Raw genomic sequence first — 14,420 nt, forward strand, 5'->3', positions numbered from 1 at the left:
CCGGGGCGGCGGAAACTTGGCGGTTGAGGCCGCCCCGGCCGGTGCTACTTGCGGTAGCGGTTCTTGCGCTTGGACGTGCGGTTGATCGTGTAGCTGAGGCCGCCGGTGGCCGACAGGACCGCGACGGCCGCGCCGGCGAGGACCTGGACGACGAAGGCGATCACCAGCAGCACCGCGACCGATCCCGCGAGGACGACCAGCGTCAGGACGATGGGGCCCTTGTAGGAGCGCGGGGCCTGTTGGACGATCACGACCCGTCGCATGTCGGTGCCGGGCGGGATCTGCCGGTAGAGGTCGGCGGGGATGTGTCCGGCACGGATCTGGTCTTCGGGCAACTGCATGGCTCGGTCCTCCTCTCAGGTGCAGCGGTGGGTGCGGGCGGCGAGTTCAGCGGCCGACCGGTCGCCGTATTCGTTGGAGAATCCGCACTTCGGCGCGGTGCAGGCGGCGGTGTGCCGGGTCTGGCCCCGGCCGTTGTTGAACGTGCCGACCTGGACCGGGCCGATGCGGATCACGTCGTAGAAGCGGTTCGGGCGCATGAGGGGTCACCTCCTTTCAGGCGAGTTGGGCGACGATCGCGCCGGCGAGGTCTTCCGGGACGCCGAGGCGGGCGCGCAGGGTGGCGGTGTCGATGTCCGTTCCGGTGCGAGTGCGGTGCTCGGTGGCGACCTTCCGGGCGTGGTCGACCAGCGCCGGCGGCACCGTCGGGGCCGGGGCTTGCGGCAGAGCCGGGGCAGGTTCCGGCGTAGGGATCTCCGGGGCCGGGTCGGGCGCTGCCGGTCGGTCGACGGCCGGCACGGGCGGCGGCGCCGGGTCCGGGGCGGGGGTCGGTTCGGTTGGGGTGTGGGCGAGCAGGGTGCCGCCGAGGAAGGCCAGCGCGGGCCAGCCGGCGACGAGGATGCGCAGCCAGGCCGGAACGTGATCGAGGTCGAGGAGTCCCGCGGTGGCGATGTTCGCCCCGAGGGAGGCGACCAGGGCAACCAGGAACCAGAACCAGGCCAGCCCCGAGCGCTCGGTGCGCAGCCGGCGCCACACGGCGACCAAGAGCAGATCGACGGAGACGGGGTAGGCCCATGCCTTCCATCCGGTCTGTCCGGCCGCTTCGGCAAGGTCGTGCAGGTGAGCGAAGGACAGGGCACCGGCGATCACGGCCTGAATGAGCACGGCGTCGATGCGGATCGAGCGGAACACGGTCCTCACCTCCCCTCCGGGGTCAGGGCTGCGGGGCCACCAGCGGCGGCGTGGTGGGCATCGGCGGCACCTGCCGGGCCGGCGGACGGAATTGGGCCAGGAACGACAGATCCGGGGTGAGGTGGGCGAAGTCCCGGCAGACGGCCGCCGCTTCCGCCGGGGTGGTCTCCGGGGTGCGGATGCGGGACCAGCCACCGGAGGTGTCACCGGCCACCGCGACGCCGGGACGGTCGGCCCGGATCGAGGTCGCCGCCATCACCGCATCCGGAGCGATGTCCCCCAGGCCCATCTCGGCCGTCTGCTTGTCGTTGACGCGGTGGACCACACGGCCGGTGAGCTGAGCCCGCAGAGCCGTGGCGCCCTTGCCGAGGTCGGAGCCGAAGCGCTGCCCGCAGACCTCCAGGTAGATACCGACCGCGCGGGCCATCTGACCCAACCGCACCAGTTGCATGACCGTCCGGTCCCGCGCCGCCTCATCCTTCTTCGAGGTGACGAAGAACAGCTCTGCCACCTCATCGATCAGGACGACCAGCGGCACCGGCCGCAGCTTGGCGGGCAGGTCCCAGACGTCCGAGACGCCGTAGAGGGCGAGGAGATCAAAGCGCTCGCCCATCTCCCGGACCAGCGCGTCTATCAGGCGGCCGGCCATGTCCGGGTCCGTGGCCAGGGCCGACAGGCGAGACGCGTACCGGCTGTGCTCGACACCGCGCTTGCAGTCGATGCCGATCAAACCGACCGGGAGCTTCGCCAGGCCCTTGACCAGGTTGCGCTGGTACACGGACTTGCCGGACAGCGTGGCGCCCAGGGTCAGCGCCATCGGAACCGCGCGGTAGTCACGCTCGAAGACCGTGCCGTCCTCCCGCAGCGCCACCGGAACCACCAGCCCGCGAGGCTGCGCCGAACGCGGCAGACGGACCCGGCGCAGCACGTCATAGCCCGTCATCCGCAGTTCCACATAGCCGGGCTTGGTCTCCGACACGGTCACCGACTGCACGCCGAACGCGTGGCGCAGCCGCTCAGAGGACGTGGCCACGTCGGCAGGCTCCAGGCCGGCCGGAAGGCGCAGCGTGATGCGCAGCCCGGTCGACGTGGGGCGGACCCGGCGGACCTTCGGCGGCACCGGCCGCACCTCACGGCGGGACAGGTTGCGCGTCATGAAGGCCCGGAACCCGGCCGGCTGCACGGTGAGCCCGCACACCTCCATCGTGGACCGGTAGGAGAACGTGAACCGGCCCCACGTCAGCGGCAGACCGACCGTCGACCAGTACACGCGCGGTGCCCGGTGCTTCGCGTAGCCGATACCGCCGGCGCCCGCTAAGGCACCCGTGGCCTGCAGCCACATCGTCAGGTCAGCCATGATCAGGCCGCCGAGGTGATCGCGACCGCGCGGAACGAGATCCCGTGCCGCTTCTGGCCGTTGAACTCGTTCTCCCAGTCACGCGCCTTGAGGCCGACCACCCGCACCGGCATGCCCGGCGCCAGACCCTCCGGGTAGCCCGTCTCCGGGATGGTGACCTGGTAGAGGTTGCCCTCCCCCTCGTCCGAGACGAGCAGGCCCACGGTCGACAGGCTCGCACCGGTCTCCCGGTCCACGGCCCGCTCCCCGGTCTTCTTGTTGGCCATCTTCGGTTCCGGCGCGGTCGCCACGAACACCACGGCGGTCGAGAGGTCGATCTTGAACGACGGCATAGCTCACTCCAGAGCAGGTCAGAGTTAGGCCCCTTGGACCTCTTGCTCAACTTGTTGGTACAAGCTGACACCTAGAGATTGACCCACTGAGAGTGAGACGTCAAGCACTTCGCGCGAACATGTACCAACAAGTTGAGCGAGTGCGTCATGATGGAGACATGAGCAAGCAGCCGAAGTACCAGCAGGTGGCCGACGCGTTGCGTCGTGAGATCGACAACGGCATGTACGCCCCTGGGGACCGGCTGCCGTCCGAAGCCGAGCTGGCCAGCCGTTTTGATGCCTCCCGGAACACCGTCCGATCAGGCCTGAGCCTGCTGGTCAGCCAGGGACTCGTTACGTCGAGCCAAGGGCTCGGCTACGAAGTGCGGAAGCATGAGGTCTTCGAGCTGAACGCCTCTCGCTTCGAGAACCTGACCTTCCCGCAAAACGGTGACGCCTACTCAACCGACGTGACGAACGCCGGCCGCCGACCGCACCAGACGTTCCGAGTCGAGATGACGCCTACGCCGGACTACATCGCCGAGCGGCTCAAGGTGGAAGTCGGTTCCCGGTCCGTACTGCGCTTCTGCCACCGGTTTGTCGATGACGTGCCGTGGTCGATGCAGGCGACGCACTACCCGGATTGGCTGATCCGGGAGGCGCCGAGGCTCGCTGAACCGGGCGACATCGACGAGGGCACCACCCGCTACCTGGCAGGTCGAGGCATCGAACAGGTGGGCTACGCCGACGAGATCTCTACCCGGATGCCGACCCCGGAGGAAGCACGCCTCTTGGAGATCGGCCCCGGCGTCCCTGTCTTGCTCTGGACACGCACGGGCTACACGACCGAGCGCCCCGCTCGATGCACGGTGACTACCTTCCGCGGGGACCTGAACCGCATGAACTACGAGATCGGCGACCTGGCCGCCCGGAACGAGAACGACGCCAAGTGAGAATCACCATCGCCACACCCGCCGACCTTGACCGGCTGCTCAGCTTCCGGACGGAAGCGGCGGAATGGATCAGCAAGCTCGGTAGCGACCAGTGGAGCCGGCCGTACCCGGCGGACCGCCTGTTGGTGACCATCGAGACCGGAACAGTCTTCATGCTGAGGGATGGGGAGCACACGGCAGGCACCATCACGCTCACGCCTGAAGCCGAAGAAGGGTTGTGGAGCGCCGAGGAGCTTGGCGATTGCTCGATGTTCGTCAACAAGCTGACGGTTGCGCGCGAGTACGCCAGACGCAAGCTTGGGAGCAGGCTTCTCGACTGGGCTGGCGATCGCGCGTACCGCGCCGGCGCGAAGTGGCTACGACTTGACGCGTGGACCACCAACGTGCACCTACAGCGGTACTACCTGGACGAAGGCTTCCAGCACGTGAGGACCGTCCTCGAAGGCAACGCCGTCAACGGAGGACCGCGAGTATCTGGCTGGCTTGCCCAACGCCCTACCCGTCCAGCCGAACACGGTCTCACCGACGAGACGCCGAGCCCTGAACCGCTGCGCACCTGAGCTGTTACAGGTTTCTCTACCTCATCAAGGGCCCGCGCGAGGCGCGGGCAGGCCCCTTGGGCCGACCCCTCTGCGCCTTCGGCGCCGGGGTCGGCCCATGGGGCCGCAGCGGAGCAACGGCCCGAGGGTAGAGCCCGCATAGCGCGCCACGGTCAAAGACGATGCCTCCGGCAGGGGATCGGCCGGCACCGGGATGGAGGGGGCGCCGTCGCGAATGCGGGCGCGTTGGGGCGTGCGTGAGGTGCTCCCATCCCGTCCACCGTCGACCCAGGCAGAGCCGAGCAGACGCGGCCCATGGCGTCCAGGTCGTTCGTACAGTGGCGCGCTCCACCTGGACGCCATGAACCACGCCCGCTCCACGGTGTGTGGGTCGACGGCGGACGGGATGGGAGCTGGGGTGAGTGGTGGAGCGTGCGAGCAGCACGCAAAGCAGCCTCACGACCGCGCGAAGCTAGCCAGATGAAGGCCTTAAAGCGTTACGTCATCACCGGCGGGAAGTTGACTCTGCTGCTTCCCTACTCTAATCAGACGATATTGCTTCTGAGAGGCCTTGCCCGACCGGGCTCGCATCACAAAAGTCTCCAACTCCACCTCCACCTCGTGGCCTAGATTTTCTCTGACAGCCGGCATGAGTGACTCATCCACGAATCCATGGATTTCCCGCCCCTCGGCAACTTCCAGATAGAAGATTTGCCTTCGGGTTCGTAGCCCATCCAAACGTCCGCGCACTCGAACAATGCCCCGCTCTTCTCTGGTGACGGCTAGCCTTTCCCGCAGAATGGAAGCCTGTCGTGGAGTCACTGATGACCTCAGCACTTCACCCGAAATGCGGCGCACAGAGAGGGAAAGGCTCAGCTCAGGCCGCTCATCAGAGACTCTAGACACCAGGTCTGCGACAGCCCTCCGGATGACTGGGGACGCTGCGTCGATTGACTCGATTGATTGATCATCGACGTCATCTTCCGGCAGCGCGCGAATTAGTTCTACCACTCCGATCTCTGTCCACAAGGTCGAGAATGCGGATTCGCGCGAACTTCCTTCTGCCACTGGGTAACTGAGGTCGACCACCCAGGACCCTACAGAAGCGGAGGCGACGTTAAGTCTGGCAAGGTCAAAGTCAAATGATGTCAGTCGGGCCACATCGGCGAGCCGAGCGCGACGCGCTTTCGCGAGACGTGCGACCGCGCGCTGGACACGCCGCAAGAAATCGCCAGCCTCCAATGCAGAAACTGCACCGGTGTCAGAAGACGCATCCGATAGGAGCAATTGAACGGCAGCAGTTTTTTCTTCCGGCGACGTGGAAATCCCGAAATCGGAGGCGGCCACTTCCAATGAGGATCGCCGCAAACGCGAAAACGGGTCATCCCCGGCAGCCGAGTCCATTGCCCGCTGCCAGAGGGTATGAAGGTGAGTGCTCACAGCTCTACCTCCAAGTAGCCCTTACGCTCCCCATCGACGATTTTTCCATCGTCATCTTTAACTAGGGACCAATTGTAATCCCAAAGGGCAACGTCATCAGCGTTTCCCTCCTCAGCTAAGAAGGCGTCGATGAGTCCTCCCATCGGCTGGACCCTCCGCTCAACAGTGTGCGGCGCCATCGCAGTGAGGTTTTGGAGCGTTATCAGTTGATTCATCCGCGTCCACCTCTCCTGGTCGAAGTGCTGCACGAGCCTGCGCGACGCGAATAGCGCAAGATCGATATCTGCGGGAGGCGCCGCCTTGTGAGTGCAAAACCCGCCATCCACCCACAGTGTGGCGCGTGGAAGCAGGTCGCGCACCAACGCAACGTAGAGTTCTAGCGCAGAGTAGAGGCGTCGCCGGTGCGTCGGGTGAGGAGCCTGCACCACGAACACATCATGGATCTCCTCTAGAGTCGCTGGGTGACGCCCCACGGGCAGCATCCCCCCAGAGGTCAACGGCGGAATCAACGAGTGCCCTCCATGGACTGTCCCCCAGCACCATCAGCAACGAACCGATACCTACTGTAATCGTAGGTATCGCCTCACAGAACCTGCTGATCGCGATTCCTTCCATCCCCCAGCCTGTCTCCTAGCAAAGCCGAACTGGCGTTCTACGACTACAGCATGCCGTCAGGATGGGCGCCTGTCGACGGGTGTTCGAACCCCCTTGGTTCATCTTCATCAACGCGCTGGGTACGGCGGCGTGGCCAGCTCCATCGCCACCATCCGTTCTCTAGGTCTAAATCGGATGCCGAAATTTGACATCCGATTGCACTCATCACAGAGTGATGAGTGTCGCTCTGCCATTGAGGAACGAGCCAGCTTCGAGGGAGGCCCAGGACCGTGACGGGATCGGGGAACGTGGAGTGGCAGCTCAAGCCCGGCGATCGGATCGAGCGCAAGGAGCTGCACAGTAGGTTCGGGGGGCGCACACAGGGAGGTATCGGGCCGTCAGCTAAGACACCCAATGTCTTCGTCTTCACGGACCCTGTCGCCGGCGAAAAGCATGGCTACTACGACGACTGGATGCCGGACGGTCGCTTCCACTACAGCGGAGAAGGCCAGTACGGCGACCAGCGGATGATCTCCGGCAATGCCAGCATCTTGAACCACCAAGCTGAGGGGCGGGCGCTGCGCGTCTTTCAGGGCGCCCGCGGGACGGTCACCTACCGCGGCGAGTTCACCGTTGATCAGGAAGACCCCTGGTACTCCGCGGACGCTCCCGAGACCAACGATGGCCCCCTCCGCAAGGTCATCGTCTTCCGGCTCAACCCTGTAGACACCACACCGCAGGAACCTGCCACCAAGCTAGGCCGGTTGCTTGTCTCTCATCCCAACCAGGTGGACGACCTCCCCCTAGAACGGAACGAGAACGAGACCACGTTCGTCAACCCGAACCAGGAGCCCTACGAGGCCGACCGCAAGGAAGCCCGCCTGGTAAAGGCGTTCGCCGACTACCTGACCAGCAACGGTCACCAGTCGGGCCGTCAGCGCATCCTTCCTCCTGGCGAGAGCCGCCCGCTCTTCACCGATCTCCACGCCAAGGGACTCGGTCTACTGGTCGAGGCCAAGGGCAGCGTCACCCGGGAGAACATCCGCATGGCTATCGGGCAGCTCGCGGACTACAGCAGGTTCGTCGATCACACCATCCGCGCCATCCTGCTCCCCTCCGAGCCGCGGCAAGACCTCCTGGCTCTGGCCAAGGTGCAGGACTGCGCCGTGATCTGGCCGGAGGGCAAGGGGTTCGTCAGCACCAACCCCGAGGCACTCCCGTAACGGCGAGCCCTGTGCCGCAGCGCCGTACCGCAACCTCAGCAACCGCCCCTATCCGCCCCCTGTAGTGGCCGGTACTGCCGTTGCTGACCGATCCCGCTAGAGCTACGGATCAGAAGGCGTAGCCTGCTAAGTGGTGAGGTCGTCCGCACGGTAAAGGCCGCGACCCGGGGTGCGACAGGGGCCGGCTGCCTCACCACCGCCAGGGCCGTGCCACTCTCGTGCCAGAACGTACGGGGAACCACGGGGAATCAGCAGCAATAGCGGGGAAGCCAACGGCGTTTGTCGCACTGTGGATTCACGCAGGTCACACCGGCAGCCGCCCAACCTCGCTCCTAAAGCGGGTGTCGCAGGTTCGAATCCTGCCGGGGGCACCAGCCAAAACGCCCCGAGCCGATCATGGCTCGGGGCGTTTGACATCCACCTCTGACATCAACGGCGACGGTCAGCCTGGGACGGGACCAGGGCCAGGGCGCCGCTTGAGCAGCCGGTCCATGTGGCTGATGGCCTCCCGCTGGGTGTCCTGTACGACGTGCGTGTACACGTCCATGGTGATGCTGATCTGGCTGTGCCCCAGGATCTCCATCACGACGCGAGGAGCGACCCCGGCCGCCGTCAGCAGGGTGGCGCAGCCGTGCCGGGCGTCATGCAGCCGGATCACCCGGAGCCCGGCACTGTCGGCGACGCGGGTGAATGAGCGGTAGATGTTGCGCGGCTCGACCTGGCGGCCGGTGCGGGTGGTAAAGATGTGCCCGCCGTTGCCCTGCCACTTCTCCCCCGCTTGCTCCCGGATGTCCGCCTGCCGCATCCGGTGCCACCGAAGCGGAGCGATGCACATCGCGGGCAGCGGAACAGCTCGACGTCGCCGCCCCTTGGGGTCGTCCTCGTACAGCACTCCACGCCGACGCTGTGTTTGCTGTCGTACGTAGAGCACCCGCTTCTCCAGGTCGACGTCAGCCCAGCGAAGTCCGACGATCTCACCTCGGCGCAGGCCCATGGTGATGGCCAGGACGAAGGCCGCGTAGAGCGGGTCACGGCGGGCAGCGGCCAAGAAGGTCAGCGTCTCGTCCAGGGTCCATGGGCTCAGCTCTCGCCCCTTGGCCCGTGGCGGCTCCACGAGGCTGGCCACATTGCGCGTGATCAGCTCCTCACGGCAGGCAGCCGTAAGAGCCGTACGCAGCACGCGGTGTGACTCCTTGGCGGTGGCGGCGGTGGTCTTCTTCTCCAACTGGACGAGGAAGCGCCGCACGTCAGCGACGCCCAGAGACTCCAACCGCTTGGCCCCGATCATCGGCACGAGGTAGAGCCGCACGTGCGATTCGTACTTGTCGAACGTACTCAGCTTGCGACGCGGCTTGATCACGTTGTCCAGCCAGTACGGCAGCCATTCGGCGAGCTTGGCCGAACGGGTCGGCACAGGTATGCCGCCGTCGACCTTGGCGAGCAGTGCCCGGCGCTTGTTGTCGCACTCGGCCCAGGTCTTGCCATAGGCGAACTTCCGGGCGCGAGTGCCGTCCGGCTGGAGCACGTACACAGCTGCCTGGTACCGGCCGTCCTTGCGCTTGGTGATGGTTCCGGCCCCGTTGGGGTTGCGCTTACGCTGCGGTGGCATCAGGCAGCCTCGGCAATCTGGTGGTTGATGAAGTCGCGGAGTGCGGCGGCGGGGACGCGGCGGGCGCGGCCGACGGTGATGGAAACCAGGCGGTGCGAACGGATCAGGTCGTAGACGGTGGAGCGGCCGATCTTGAGCCGGGCCATCACCTCCGGCACGGTGAGCAGTTCGTCAGCCATGGGTCCGTTCTCCTTCCGTCCCAGGGGCAGGGCTGATGGTGGCGGCCAACCACTCCTCGCCAGGGGTAAGGCCGGTACCGGCGTAGACCCAGTGGGCGAGGACGAGCGTGGTGTCGTCCTGCTCCGGCTCGACGGCCGCAGCCTGGGCACGTCGCCAGGCGGCGCGGGCATCGCGGAGCGCGCCGAGGGTGGTGGAGTAGCGGCGGGATTTGGTGGAGAAGTGGCCCCGGAAGCCGAGCATGTGAGCCCAGGCACGGAGCCGGAGGTGTTCCAGGTCCTTGCGCGCGCCGAGCGCCCAGGCCATGCGGATGAGGCGCCCAGCGTGGTCGGTGATGTCGAGGTGAGCGATTTCAGCGATGAGCCGTATCGGCCGGTCCAGGGCACCGGTCGCCGTCTCGGCCCCCTTGGTGGCGTACTTGGCGATGTACGCGGCCACAGCCCGATCAGTCAGCTCCGCCTCGCCGTCGAAGTCCGCGCCCCGGATGGGCCGTACATCGAGCTGGTCACCGAAGGCGAAGGTGTGGGCCCGGCCGTCGATGACGGGACCGGCAACCTGGGCCCTGGTCGTGGCGGTGGTTGTGGCGGCGCGGATGGCATCGGTCAGTAGCTCGGCCGTGGCCCAGCCTGGAGGTGGAGTGTCGCCGCCGTCGGGGCCGTCGATGCGGATCACGGCATGGAAGTGGACAGCACCACGCTTCTGGTACTCGGCGACCTTGGCGAAGGACAGCCGGGCGTGATCGCGGAAGGCCCGTTGAGTGAGCCCGGCCCGCTTGGCGACCTCCCGCCGCAGGTAGATCGAGAAGCGCCGCCACAGCATGCCCGCGTGAGCGTTCCAGAGCACCGCTGATTCGTAGTCGTAGGTGGCCGGGTTGAGCGGCGTACCAAGCGCGTCGTCCTCCTGGCCGTGGCGGATACCGCAGCGGCAGGGGCGGACCGTGCCAGCCGGGCCGTTAGGTCGGTTGTGGACGGGGCCGAAGCTGGGCGCGGTGAAGGTGGCGAAGACGCGGGGGTGAGTGGCGACCGCTTCCGGCGTGCCTTTGCCGCCGCGTAGTCCGGCGGTGATCAGGTGGAAGGTGTCGCGGCGGTAGGTCTCGGCGCAGGCCGGGCAGCGGGTAACGCGGCGGTTGTTGCAGCGGACCAGGAGATGCCCGGCGGGCAGCTCGGCGGAGTCCAGGTGACGGAGAACGCGCCCGATCTCGCCGGTGTCCCGGTTGAGGTGGTGTTCGGTGCGGTGGCCGTCGAGGCGGATGGGGTGGGTGCAGCCGCCAAGGCCGGAGAGCTGGCGGAGCAGGGCGGGCAGGGTGCCGAGTGCTGCCAGGCTGCCGAGTTGGGGCAGCGGTGGCGGGGTGGTGCGGGTGATGATGGGTGTCTCCTCTTTCGGCTGTGGTCGGGAGAGGTTGGGCTGCCGGGGCGGCGGATGCTTGGCGGTATCGAGGCCGCCCCGGCAGTCACGTGGTGTGGATCAGCGGCGGCGCTGGCTGGTAAGCAGCGAGCGCATGACGACGGCGGCCACGGCGACGGATATGGCCGTGACGGCGACGGCGGCCAGGAGCGCGGTCAGGACGATGCCGACGGTCACCACGGCGCCCACCGTTCCGCCGTTGAGCCCGCTCAGGGCGCCGGCCGGGCGAGTTGGAGCGGGCGCGGGGGTGTGCTGGCAGGAGCAGGCCGGGGTGTGAGTGTGCTGGACTGCCGGGATGGCCGCTGTGGGTGTGTGGGCGGTCGGCAGGGTGGGAGCTTCGGGGTGCTTCGGTCGGAACACGGGTGGTCTCCTCTCAGCTACTCGTCTAGTCGTGTTTGCCGTTGACGGTGTCGACGCCGGAGCGCGTACCGGACTCCACGGAGGGCGCGAGGCCGGTGTGGGCGAGCCAGAAGCCGAAGAGCGCGATGACGACGGCGACCCACAGGCGGACGCCCATGAACTTGATCGCGATCCAGGCAATGGCGCCGAGGACGAAAACCAGGGGCAGGCTGACGGTCACGAGCGATCTCCTTTTCAGCGGACGGGGCAGCGGTGCGTACGGGCGGCCAGCTCGGCGGCGGCGCGGGTGTCGTAGTCGGCGGAGAAGTCGCAGCGCGGAGCGGTGCACACGGCGGTGTGCTTCTCGCGGCCCCGTTGGTCGTTGGCGGTGCCAACACGGACCGGGCCAACGCGCAGAATGCTTCGGAATCGGCGCAGCATGGTGGACTCCTTCAGAGGTGGGAGGCGATGGCGTCGGCCAGCGGCGCGGGGACGCCGAGGCGGGCGCGCAGGGTGTCGGTGTCGATGGGCGATCCGGTACGGGTGTGGTGTTCGTCGGCGAGCTTGCGCGCGTGGGTGATGAGCGCGGGCGGGACGTGCGGCGCGGGCCGCTTCGGCTCACCTTCTGGGACGACGGGTGGCCCCGCGGTTTCCTGTTCGGCCGGAGCCGACGCCGTCTCGGCCACTGGTGCGGAGTGAGCGAGCAGCGTCCCGCCGAGGAAGGCGACAGCGGGCCATCCGGCGACGAGGATCCGCAACCAGGCCGGTACGTCGTCCAGATCGAGCAGGCCAGCGGTGGCGACGTTCGCCCCAAGCGACGCGACCAGAGCGACTACGAACCAACACCACCCCGCCGCCTTGGACGCCCCGGACCGCAGCCGCTTCCAGGCCGCCACGAGCAGCAGGTCCACGGAGACCGGATAGGCCCACGCCTTCCACCCGTTCTGTCCGGCCGCCGAGGCGAGGTCATGGAGGTGGGCGAAGGACAGCGCGGCAGCGATGGCCGCTTGGACGAGCACCGCGTCGACCCGCGCCAGGTGAGCGCGCATGGTTAGGGGCTCCTTCCCGTTCAGCCGCCTGCCGTGAGTTCGTCGGCACGTGCGCGAGCGGCTGCGGCGACCTCGGCAGCGTCAACGTCATGGGGTCGAGCGGCGGCGATGCGCTCCAACAAGTCCGCCTTGCGGCTCATCAGCTCCGCGTGATTCCCAGCACCGGACTGACGCAAGTCGGCCAGGTCGGCGAGGAGTGCGGAGACCTCGGAGATGGTGGGACGGGACACGGGTACTCCACGGGACACGGGTACTCCAATCGGTTTCAGGCATGGCGGGGGTAGGGATATGGCGCGATGCGGTCGCGCCGACCGTGAGATGGGGGTGGGTTAGTCGGTAGCCGGGAGCGGCTTGAGCAGCGACGTCGGAGCGCTCACCGGAACGGCCGGCATGTCGGGCCGGAACGGTTCGAGCGCGGGCACGTCCGGGACGAGATGCGCGCTATCGCGGCAGACAGCGGCAGCATCACCCAGCGACAGGTAAGGCGTGCGGATGCGAGACCAGCCGCCCGAGGTGTCCCCAGCGACAGCCAGACCGGGCCGTTCAGGAGCGATGGCGCAGGCCGCGCCGACCGCTTCGGGCGCAATGTCTCCGAGCGCCATCTTGGCGGAGGCTTCATCGTTCACGCGGTGGCAGACCCGCCCGGTCAGCTGAGCTCGAAGCATCGTCGCGCCCTTGCCCAGCTCGGCGCCGAACCGTTGTCCGCACACCTCCAGGTAGATGCCTGCCGCGCGGCCGAGTTGGGCGAGCCGGATGAGCTGGGTGACCATCTCGTCCCGCCGTTCCTCATCCTTCCGTGTGGCGACGAGGAACAGCTCGGCGACCTCGTCCACGAGCAGCACCACCGGCACCGGCCGCTCATCGTCCGGCAGGCCCCAGATGTCAGAGGTGATCTCCTCCTCTGGCGTGGGAGCAATGCCCTGCCGAGCTTTGATCAGGTCGTATCGGTCCTCCATCAGTTCAACGAGCACAGGCAGTAGCTCAGCAGCCTGCACAGGATCGGTGGCCAGCGCCGACAGGCGAGGAGCGAACGGCGCCAGCTCTACGCCCCGCTTGCAGTCGATCCCGACCAGCGCGACCCGTTGCCGGGCCAGGCCGGTTATCAGGTGGCGCAGAAACATGGACTTCCCCGACAGCGTGGCGCCCAGGGTCAGTTGGTGCGGGATGGCCCGGTAGTCCCGTACGAACGGCGTCGCATCCTCCCTCAGCGCCACCGGCACCTTCAGGAAGCCACCCAGCGCCTTACGAGGCATGCGGACCTTCCGGAGCACGTCGAAGCCGATCAGCCGCAGCTCGACCACCCCCGGTTTGATCTCTTCCACGTAGGCGCCGTGAACTCCCCAGGCGTGCCGCAGCCGTTCGGCCGAGGCAGCTACGTCGGCAGGTTCCTGCCCCGGGGCCAGCCGCAGCCGGACCCGCAGCCCGGTGGACGTAGGCCGGATGATCCCCCGGCGAGGAGGCACCGGCCGGACCTCCCGATGCGTGAGCGCCTGTACGGCCCAGGCCCGGAGGCGGGACGGCGGAACGGTCAGCCCGCACGCATCCATCACGGACCCGTACGAACCCAGCAGCCGAACCGTGGAGATGGGCATCCCGACCGCCGACCAGTACGCGGCCGGATGCCGGGCCCGGAGGTAGGCGGCCCCGCCGACCGTAGCGGCGGCCGGACCGCCCACCTCCATCAACGTTGTCACGTCGTTCATCAGGCTCAGGCCCCCGCGCCAACCGATATCGCGGCAGGGGCGATGGCCTCGGCCCGGAAGGCGATGCCGTGCCGCTGCTGTCCGTTGAAGACGCTTTCCCACGGCCGGGCGATCAGACCGATCAGCGTGACCGGTGCACCGAGAGCCAGCCCGTCCGTCACGCCGCTCTCCGGCACGGTGACCTGAAGCAGTGCGGACTCCCCACCGTCGATGTAGACGACGCCGAGCCGCATCAGCGTCTCACCGCTCTGGACGTCCTTGGCGATCTCGCCGGTCTGCCGGTCCTTCACCTTCGGCTCCGGTGCCTCAGTCAGCAGAACCGTGGCACCGGAGGTCTCAACTCGGATGGAACGCAACACGTTCTCCTTGTCTCGCACTTACCCACCTAGTTGTCTAGATGAGTTGCAGCCTTCGAACCCGAACGAGCGGGAACGGGGACCACCTTGCCACACAGCTTGCCCACTCGTCTATACGAGTATGCGTCTCGGTGTGTACGAGTCAGAAGAAGTGGCCCCGGGGCCACCGCGCCCC

20 protein-coding genes are annotated in these 14,420 nt (G+C 67.4%); 3 read left to right on the forward strand and 17 right to left on the reverse strand.

The genetic code is table 11. From position 1 onward, the window contains the following. Nucleotides 1-44: 44 nt before the first annotated feature. From ABZS71_RS23900 to ABZS71_RS23920, 5 genes are read right to left on the reverse strand one after another with little or no spacing between them, the layout of a single operon-like run. Nucleotides 45-341: a hypothetical protein gene (locus tag ABZS71_RS23900; protein WP_356213347.1), complete on the reverse strand. Its 297-nt coding sequence runs from the start codon at nt 339-341 to the stop codon at nt 45-47. A gap of 15 nt (nt 342-356) precedes the next feature. Beyond that, complete coding sequence (locus ABZS71_RS23905; protein WP_076978267.1) at nt 357-539, reverse strand: mobile element transfer protein; 183 nt, start codon at nt 537-539, stop codon at nt 357-359. Nucleotides 540-555: 16 nt separating this feature from the next. Then, nucleotides 556-1,191, reverse strand: a complete 636-nt coding sequence (locus ABZS71_RS23910) for a DUF2637 domain-containing protein (protein WP_356213351.1) — start codon at nt 1,189-1,191, stop codon at nt 556-558. Nucleotides 1,192-1,213: 22 nt separating this feature from the next. Continuing rightward, nucleotides 1,214-2,548, reverse strand: coding sequence for an FtsK/SpoIIIE domain-containing protein (locus ABZS71_RS23915; RefSeq protein WP_356213354.1), 1,335 nt, complete (start codon nt 2,546-2,548; stop codon nt 1,214-1,216). Between the two features lie 2 nt (nt 2,549-2,550). After that, nucleotides 2,551-2,880 carry a hypothetical protein gene (locus ABZS71_RS23920; RefSeq protein WP_356213357.1) on the reverse strand — a complete coding sequence of 110 codons (330 nt, stop codon included), beginning with the start codon at nt 2,878-2,880 and terminating at the stop codon, nt 2,551-2,553. A gap of 158 nt (nt 2,881-3,038) precedes the next feature. Here ABZS71_RS23920 and ABZS71_RS23925 point away from each other — a divergent pair, with 158 nt between their 5' ends. Both ABZS71_RS23925 and ABZS71_RS23930 read left to right on the forward strand, forming a co-directional pair. Beyond that, on the forward strand, nt 3,039-3,812 hold the full coding sequence (locus ABZS71_RS23925) for a GntR family transcriptional regulator (RefSeq protein WP_356213359.1): 774 nt from the start codon (nt 3,039-3,041) through the stop codon (nt 3,810-3,812). Continuing rightward, on the forward strand, nt 3,809-4,372 hold the full coding sequence (locus ABZS71_RS23930; RefSeq protein ID WP_356213361.1) for a GNAT family N-acetyltransferase: 564 nt from the start codon (nt 3,809-3,811) through the stop codon (nt 4,370-4,372). Before ABZS71_RS23925 ends, ABZS71_RS23930 begins: the two co-directional genes overlap by 4 nt. Before the next feature lie 468 nt (nt 4,373-4,840). Here ABZS71_RS23930 and ABZS71_RS23935 read toward each other — a convergent pair whose 3' ends face one another. Both ABZS71_RS23935 and ABZS71_RS23940 read right to left on the reverse strand, forming a co-directional pair. Further along, nucleotides 4,841-5,791: a hypothetical protein gene (locus tag ABZS71_RS23935; RefSeq protein WP_356213364.1), complete on the reverse strand. Its 951-nt coding sequence runs from the start codon at nt 5,789-5,791 to the stop codon at nt 4,841-4,843. Further along, nucleotides 5,788-6,225, reverse strand: a complete 438-nt coding sequence (locus tag ABZS71_RS23940; protein WP_356213367.1) for a hypothetical protein — start codon at nt 6,223-6,225, stop codon at nt 5,788-5,790. The genes ABZS71_RS23935 and ABZS71_RS23940 overlap by 4 nt, the downstream gene beginning before the upstream one ends. Nucleotides 6,226-6,693: 468 nt before the next feature. Between ABZS71_RS23940 and ABZS71_RS23945 the strand changes: the two genes are divergently transcribed. Next, nucleotides 6,694-7,608, forward strand: a complete 915-nt coding sequence (locus ABZS71_RS23945; protein WP_356213370.1) for a restriction endonuclease — start codon at nt 6,694-6,696, stop codon at nt 7,606-7,608. Nucleotides 7,609-8,050: 442 nt separating this feature from the next. On the opposite strand, the gene ABZS71_RS23950 is transcribed toward ABZS71_RS23945, so the two are convergent. The 10 genes from ABZS71_RS23950 to ABZS71_RS23995 all read right to left on the reverse strand — a co-directional run bounded on the left by ABZS71_RS23950 (nt 8,051) and on the right by ABZS71_RS23995 (nt 14,245). Further along, a complete protein-coding gene (locus ABZS71_RS23950) occupies nt 8,051-9,217 on the reverse strand; it encodes a site-specific integrase (RefSeq protein WP_356213373.1) in 1,167 nt (388 codons plus the stop codon). Beyond that, nucleotides 9,217-9,396, reverse strand: coding sequence for a helix-turn-helix domain-containing protein (locus ABZS71_RS23955; RefSeq protein WP_356213376.1), 180 nt, complete (start codon nt 9,394-9,396; stop codon nt 9,217-9,219). Before ABZS71_RS23955 ends, ABZS71_RS23950 begins: the two co-directional genes overlap by 1 nt. Continuing rightward, on the reverse strand, nt 9,389-10,696 hold the full coding sequence (locus ABZS71_RS23960; RefSeq protein ID WP_356213406.1) for a replication initiator: 1,308 nt from the start codon (nt 10,694-10,696) through the stop codon (nt 9,389-9,391). The genes ABZS71_RS23955 and ABZS71_RS23960 overlap by 8 nt, the downstream gene beginning before the upstream one ends. A gap of 162 nt (nt 10,697-10,858) precedes the next feature. After that, nucleotides 10,859-11,158 carry a hypothetical protein gene (locus tag ABZS71_RS23965; RefSeq protein WP_356213378.1) on the reverse strand — a complete coding sequence of 100 codons (300 nt, stop codon included), beginning with the start codon at nt 11,156-11,158 and terminating at the stop codon, nt 10,859-10,861. Nucleotides 11,159-11,183: 25 nt separating this feature from the next. Next, nucleotides 11,184-11,378 carry a hypothetical protein gene (locus ABZS71_RS23970; protein ID WP_356213380.1) on the reverse strand — a complete coding sequence of 65 codons (195 nt, stop codon included), beginning with the start codon at nt 11,376-11,378 and terminating at the stop codon, nt 11,184-11,186. Between the two features lie 14 nt (nt 11,379-11,392). Beyond that, nucleotides 11,393-11,578 carry a mobile element transfer protein gene (locus ABZS71_RS23975; protein WP_356213382.1) on the reverse strand — a complete coding sequence of 62 codons (186 nt, stop codon included), beginning with the start codon at nt 11,576-11,578 and terminating at the stop codon, nt 11,393-11,395. A gap of 11 nt (nt 11,579-11,589) precedes the next feature. Continuing rightward, complete coding sequence (locus ABZS71_RS23980; RefSeq protein ID WP_356213385.1) at nt 11,590-12,186, reverse strand: DUF2637 domain-containing protein; 597 nt, start codon at nt 12,184-12,186, stop codon at nt 11,590-11,592. A gap of 20 nt (nt 12,187-12,206) precedes the next feature. Beyond that, a complete protein-coding gene (locus ABZS71_RS23985) occupies nt 12,207-12,416 on the reverse strand; it encodes a hypothetical protein (RefSeq protein ID WP_356213388.1) in 210 nt (69 codons plus the stop codon). A gap of 99 nt (nt 12,417-12,515) precedes the next feature. Continuing rightward, the gene (locus tag ABZS71_RS23990; protein WP_356213391.1) at nt 12,516-13,889 is read right to left on the reverse strand and encodes an FtsK/SpoIIIE domain-containing protein; all 1,374 of its coding nucleotides are present in this window, start codon (nt 13,887-13,889) and stop codon (nt 12,516-12,518) included. A 5-nt stretch (nt 13,890-13,894) separates the two neighbouring features. Further along, the gene (locus ABZS71_RS23995; RefSeq protein ID WP_356213394.1) at nt 13,895-14,245 is read right to left on the reverse strand and encodes a hypothetical protein; all 351 of its coding nucleotides are present in this window, start codon (nt 14,243-14,245) and stop codon (nt 13,895-13,897) included. Nucleotides 14,246-14,420 lie beyond the last annotated feature (175 nt).

Source organism: Streptomyces sp. NPDC005393 (assembly GCF_040606675.1).
Taxonomy (GTDB): Bacteria; Actinomycetota; Actinomycetes; order Streptomycetales; family Streptomycetaceae; genus Streptomyces.

Excerpts from the sequence above, each read along its gene's own strand:
- ABZS71_RS23900 (WP_356213347.1), bottom strand. The coding sequence starts at position 341 with ATGCAGTTGCCCGAAGACCAGATCCGTGCCGGACACATCCCCGCCGAC.
- ABZS71_RS23905 (WP_076978267.1), bottom strand. The coding sequence starts at position 539 with ATGCGCCCGAACCGCTTCTACGACGTGATCCGCATCGGCCCGGTCCAG.
- ABZS71_RS23915 (WP_356213354.1), bottom strand. The coding sequence starts at position 2,548 with ATGGCTGACCTGACGATGTGGCTGCAGGCCACGGGTGCCTTAGCGGGC.
- ABZS71_RS23920 (WP_356213357.1), bottom strand. The coding sequence starts at position 2,880 with ATGCCGTCGTTCAAGATCGACCTCTCGACCGCCGTGGTGTTCGTGGCG.
- ABZS71_RS23925 (WP_356213359.1), top strand. The coding sequence starts at position 3,039 with ATGAGCAAGCAGCCGAAGTACCAGCAGGTGGCCGACGCGTTGCGTCGT.
- ABZS71_RS23950 (WP_356213373.1), bottom strand. The coding sequence starts at position 9,217 with ATGCCACCGCAGCGTAAGCGCAACCCCAACGGGGCCGGAACCATCACC.
- ABZS71_RS23955 (WP_356213376.1), bottom strand. The coding sequence starts at position 9,396 with ATGGCTGACGAACTGCTCACCGTGCCGGAGGTGATGGCCCGGCTCAAG.
- ABZS71_RS23975 (WP_356213382.1), bottom strand. The coding sequence starts at position 11,578 with ATGCTGCGCCGATTCCGAAGCATTCTGCGCGTTGGCCCGGTCCGTGTT.
- ABZS71_RS23980 (WP_356213385.1), bottom strand. The coding sequence starts at position 12,186 with ATGCGCGCTCACCTGGCGCGGGTCGACGCGGTGCTCGTCCAAGCGGCC.
- ABZS71_RS23990 (WP_356213391.1), bottom strand. The coding sequence starts at position 13,889 with ATGAACGACGTGACAACGTTGATGGAGGTGGGCGGTCCGGCCGCCGCT.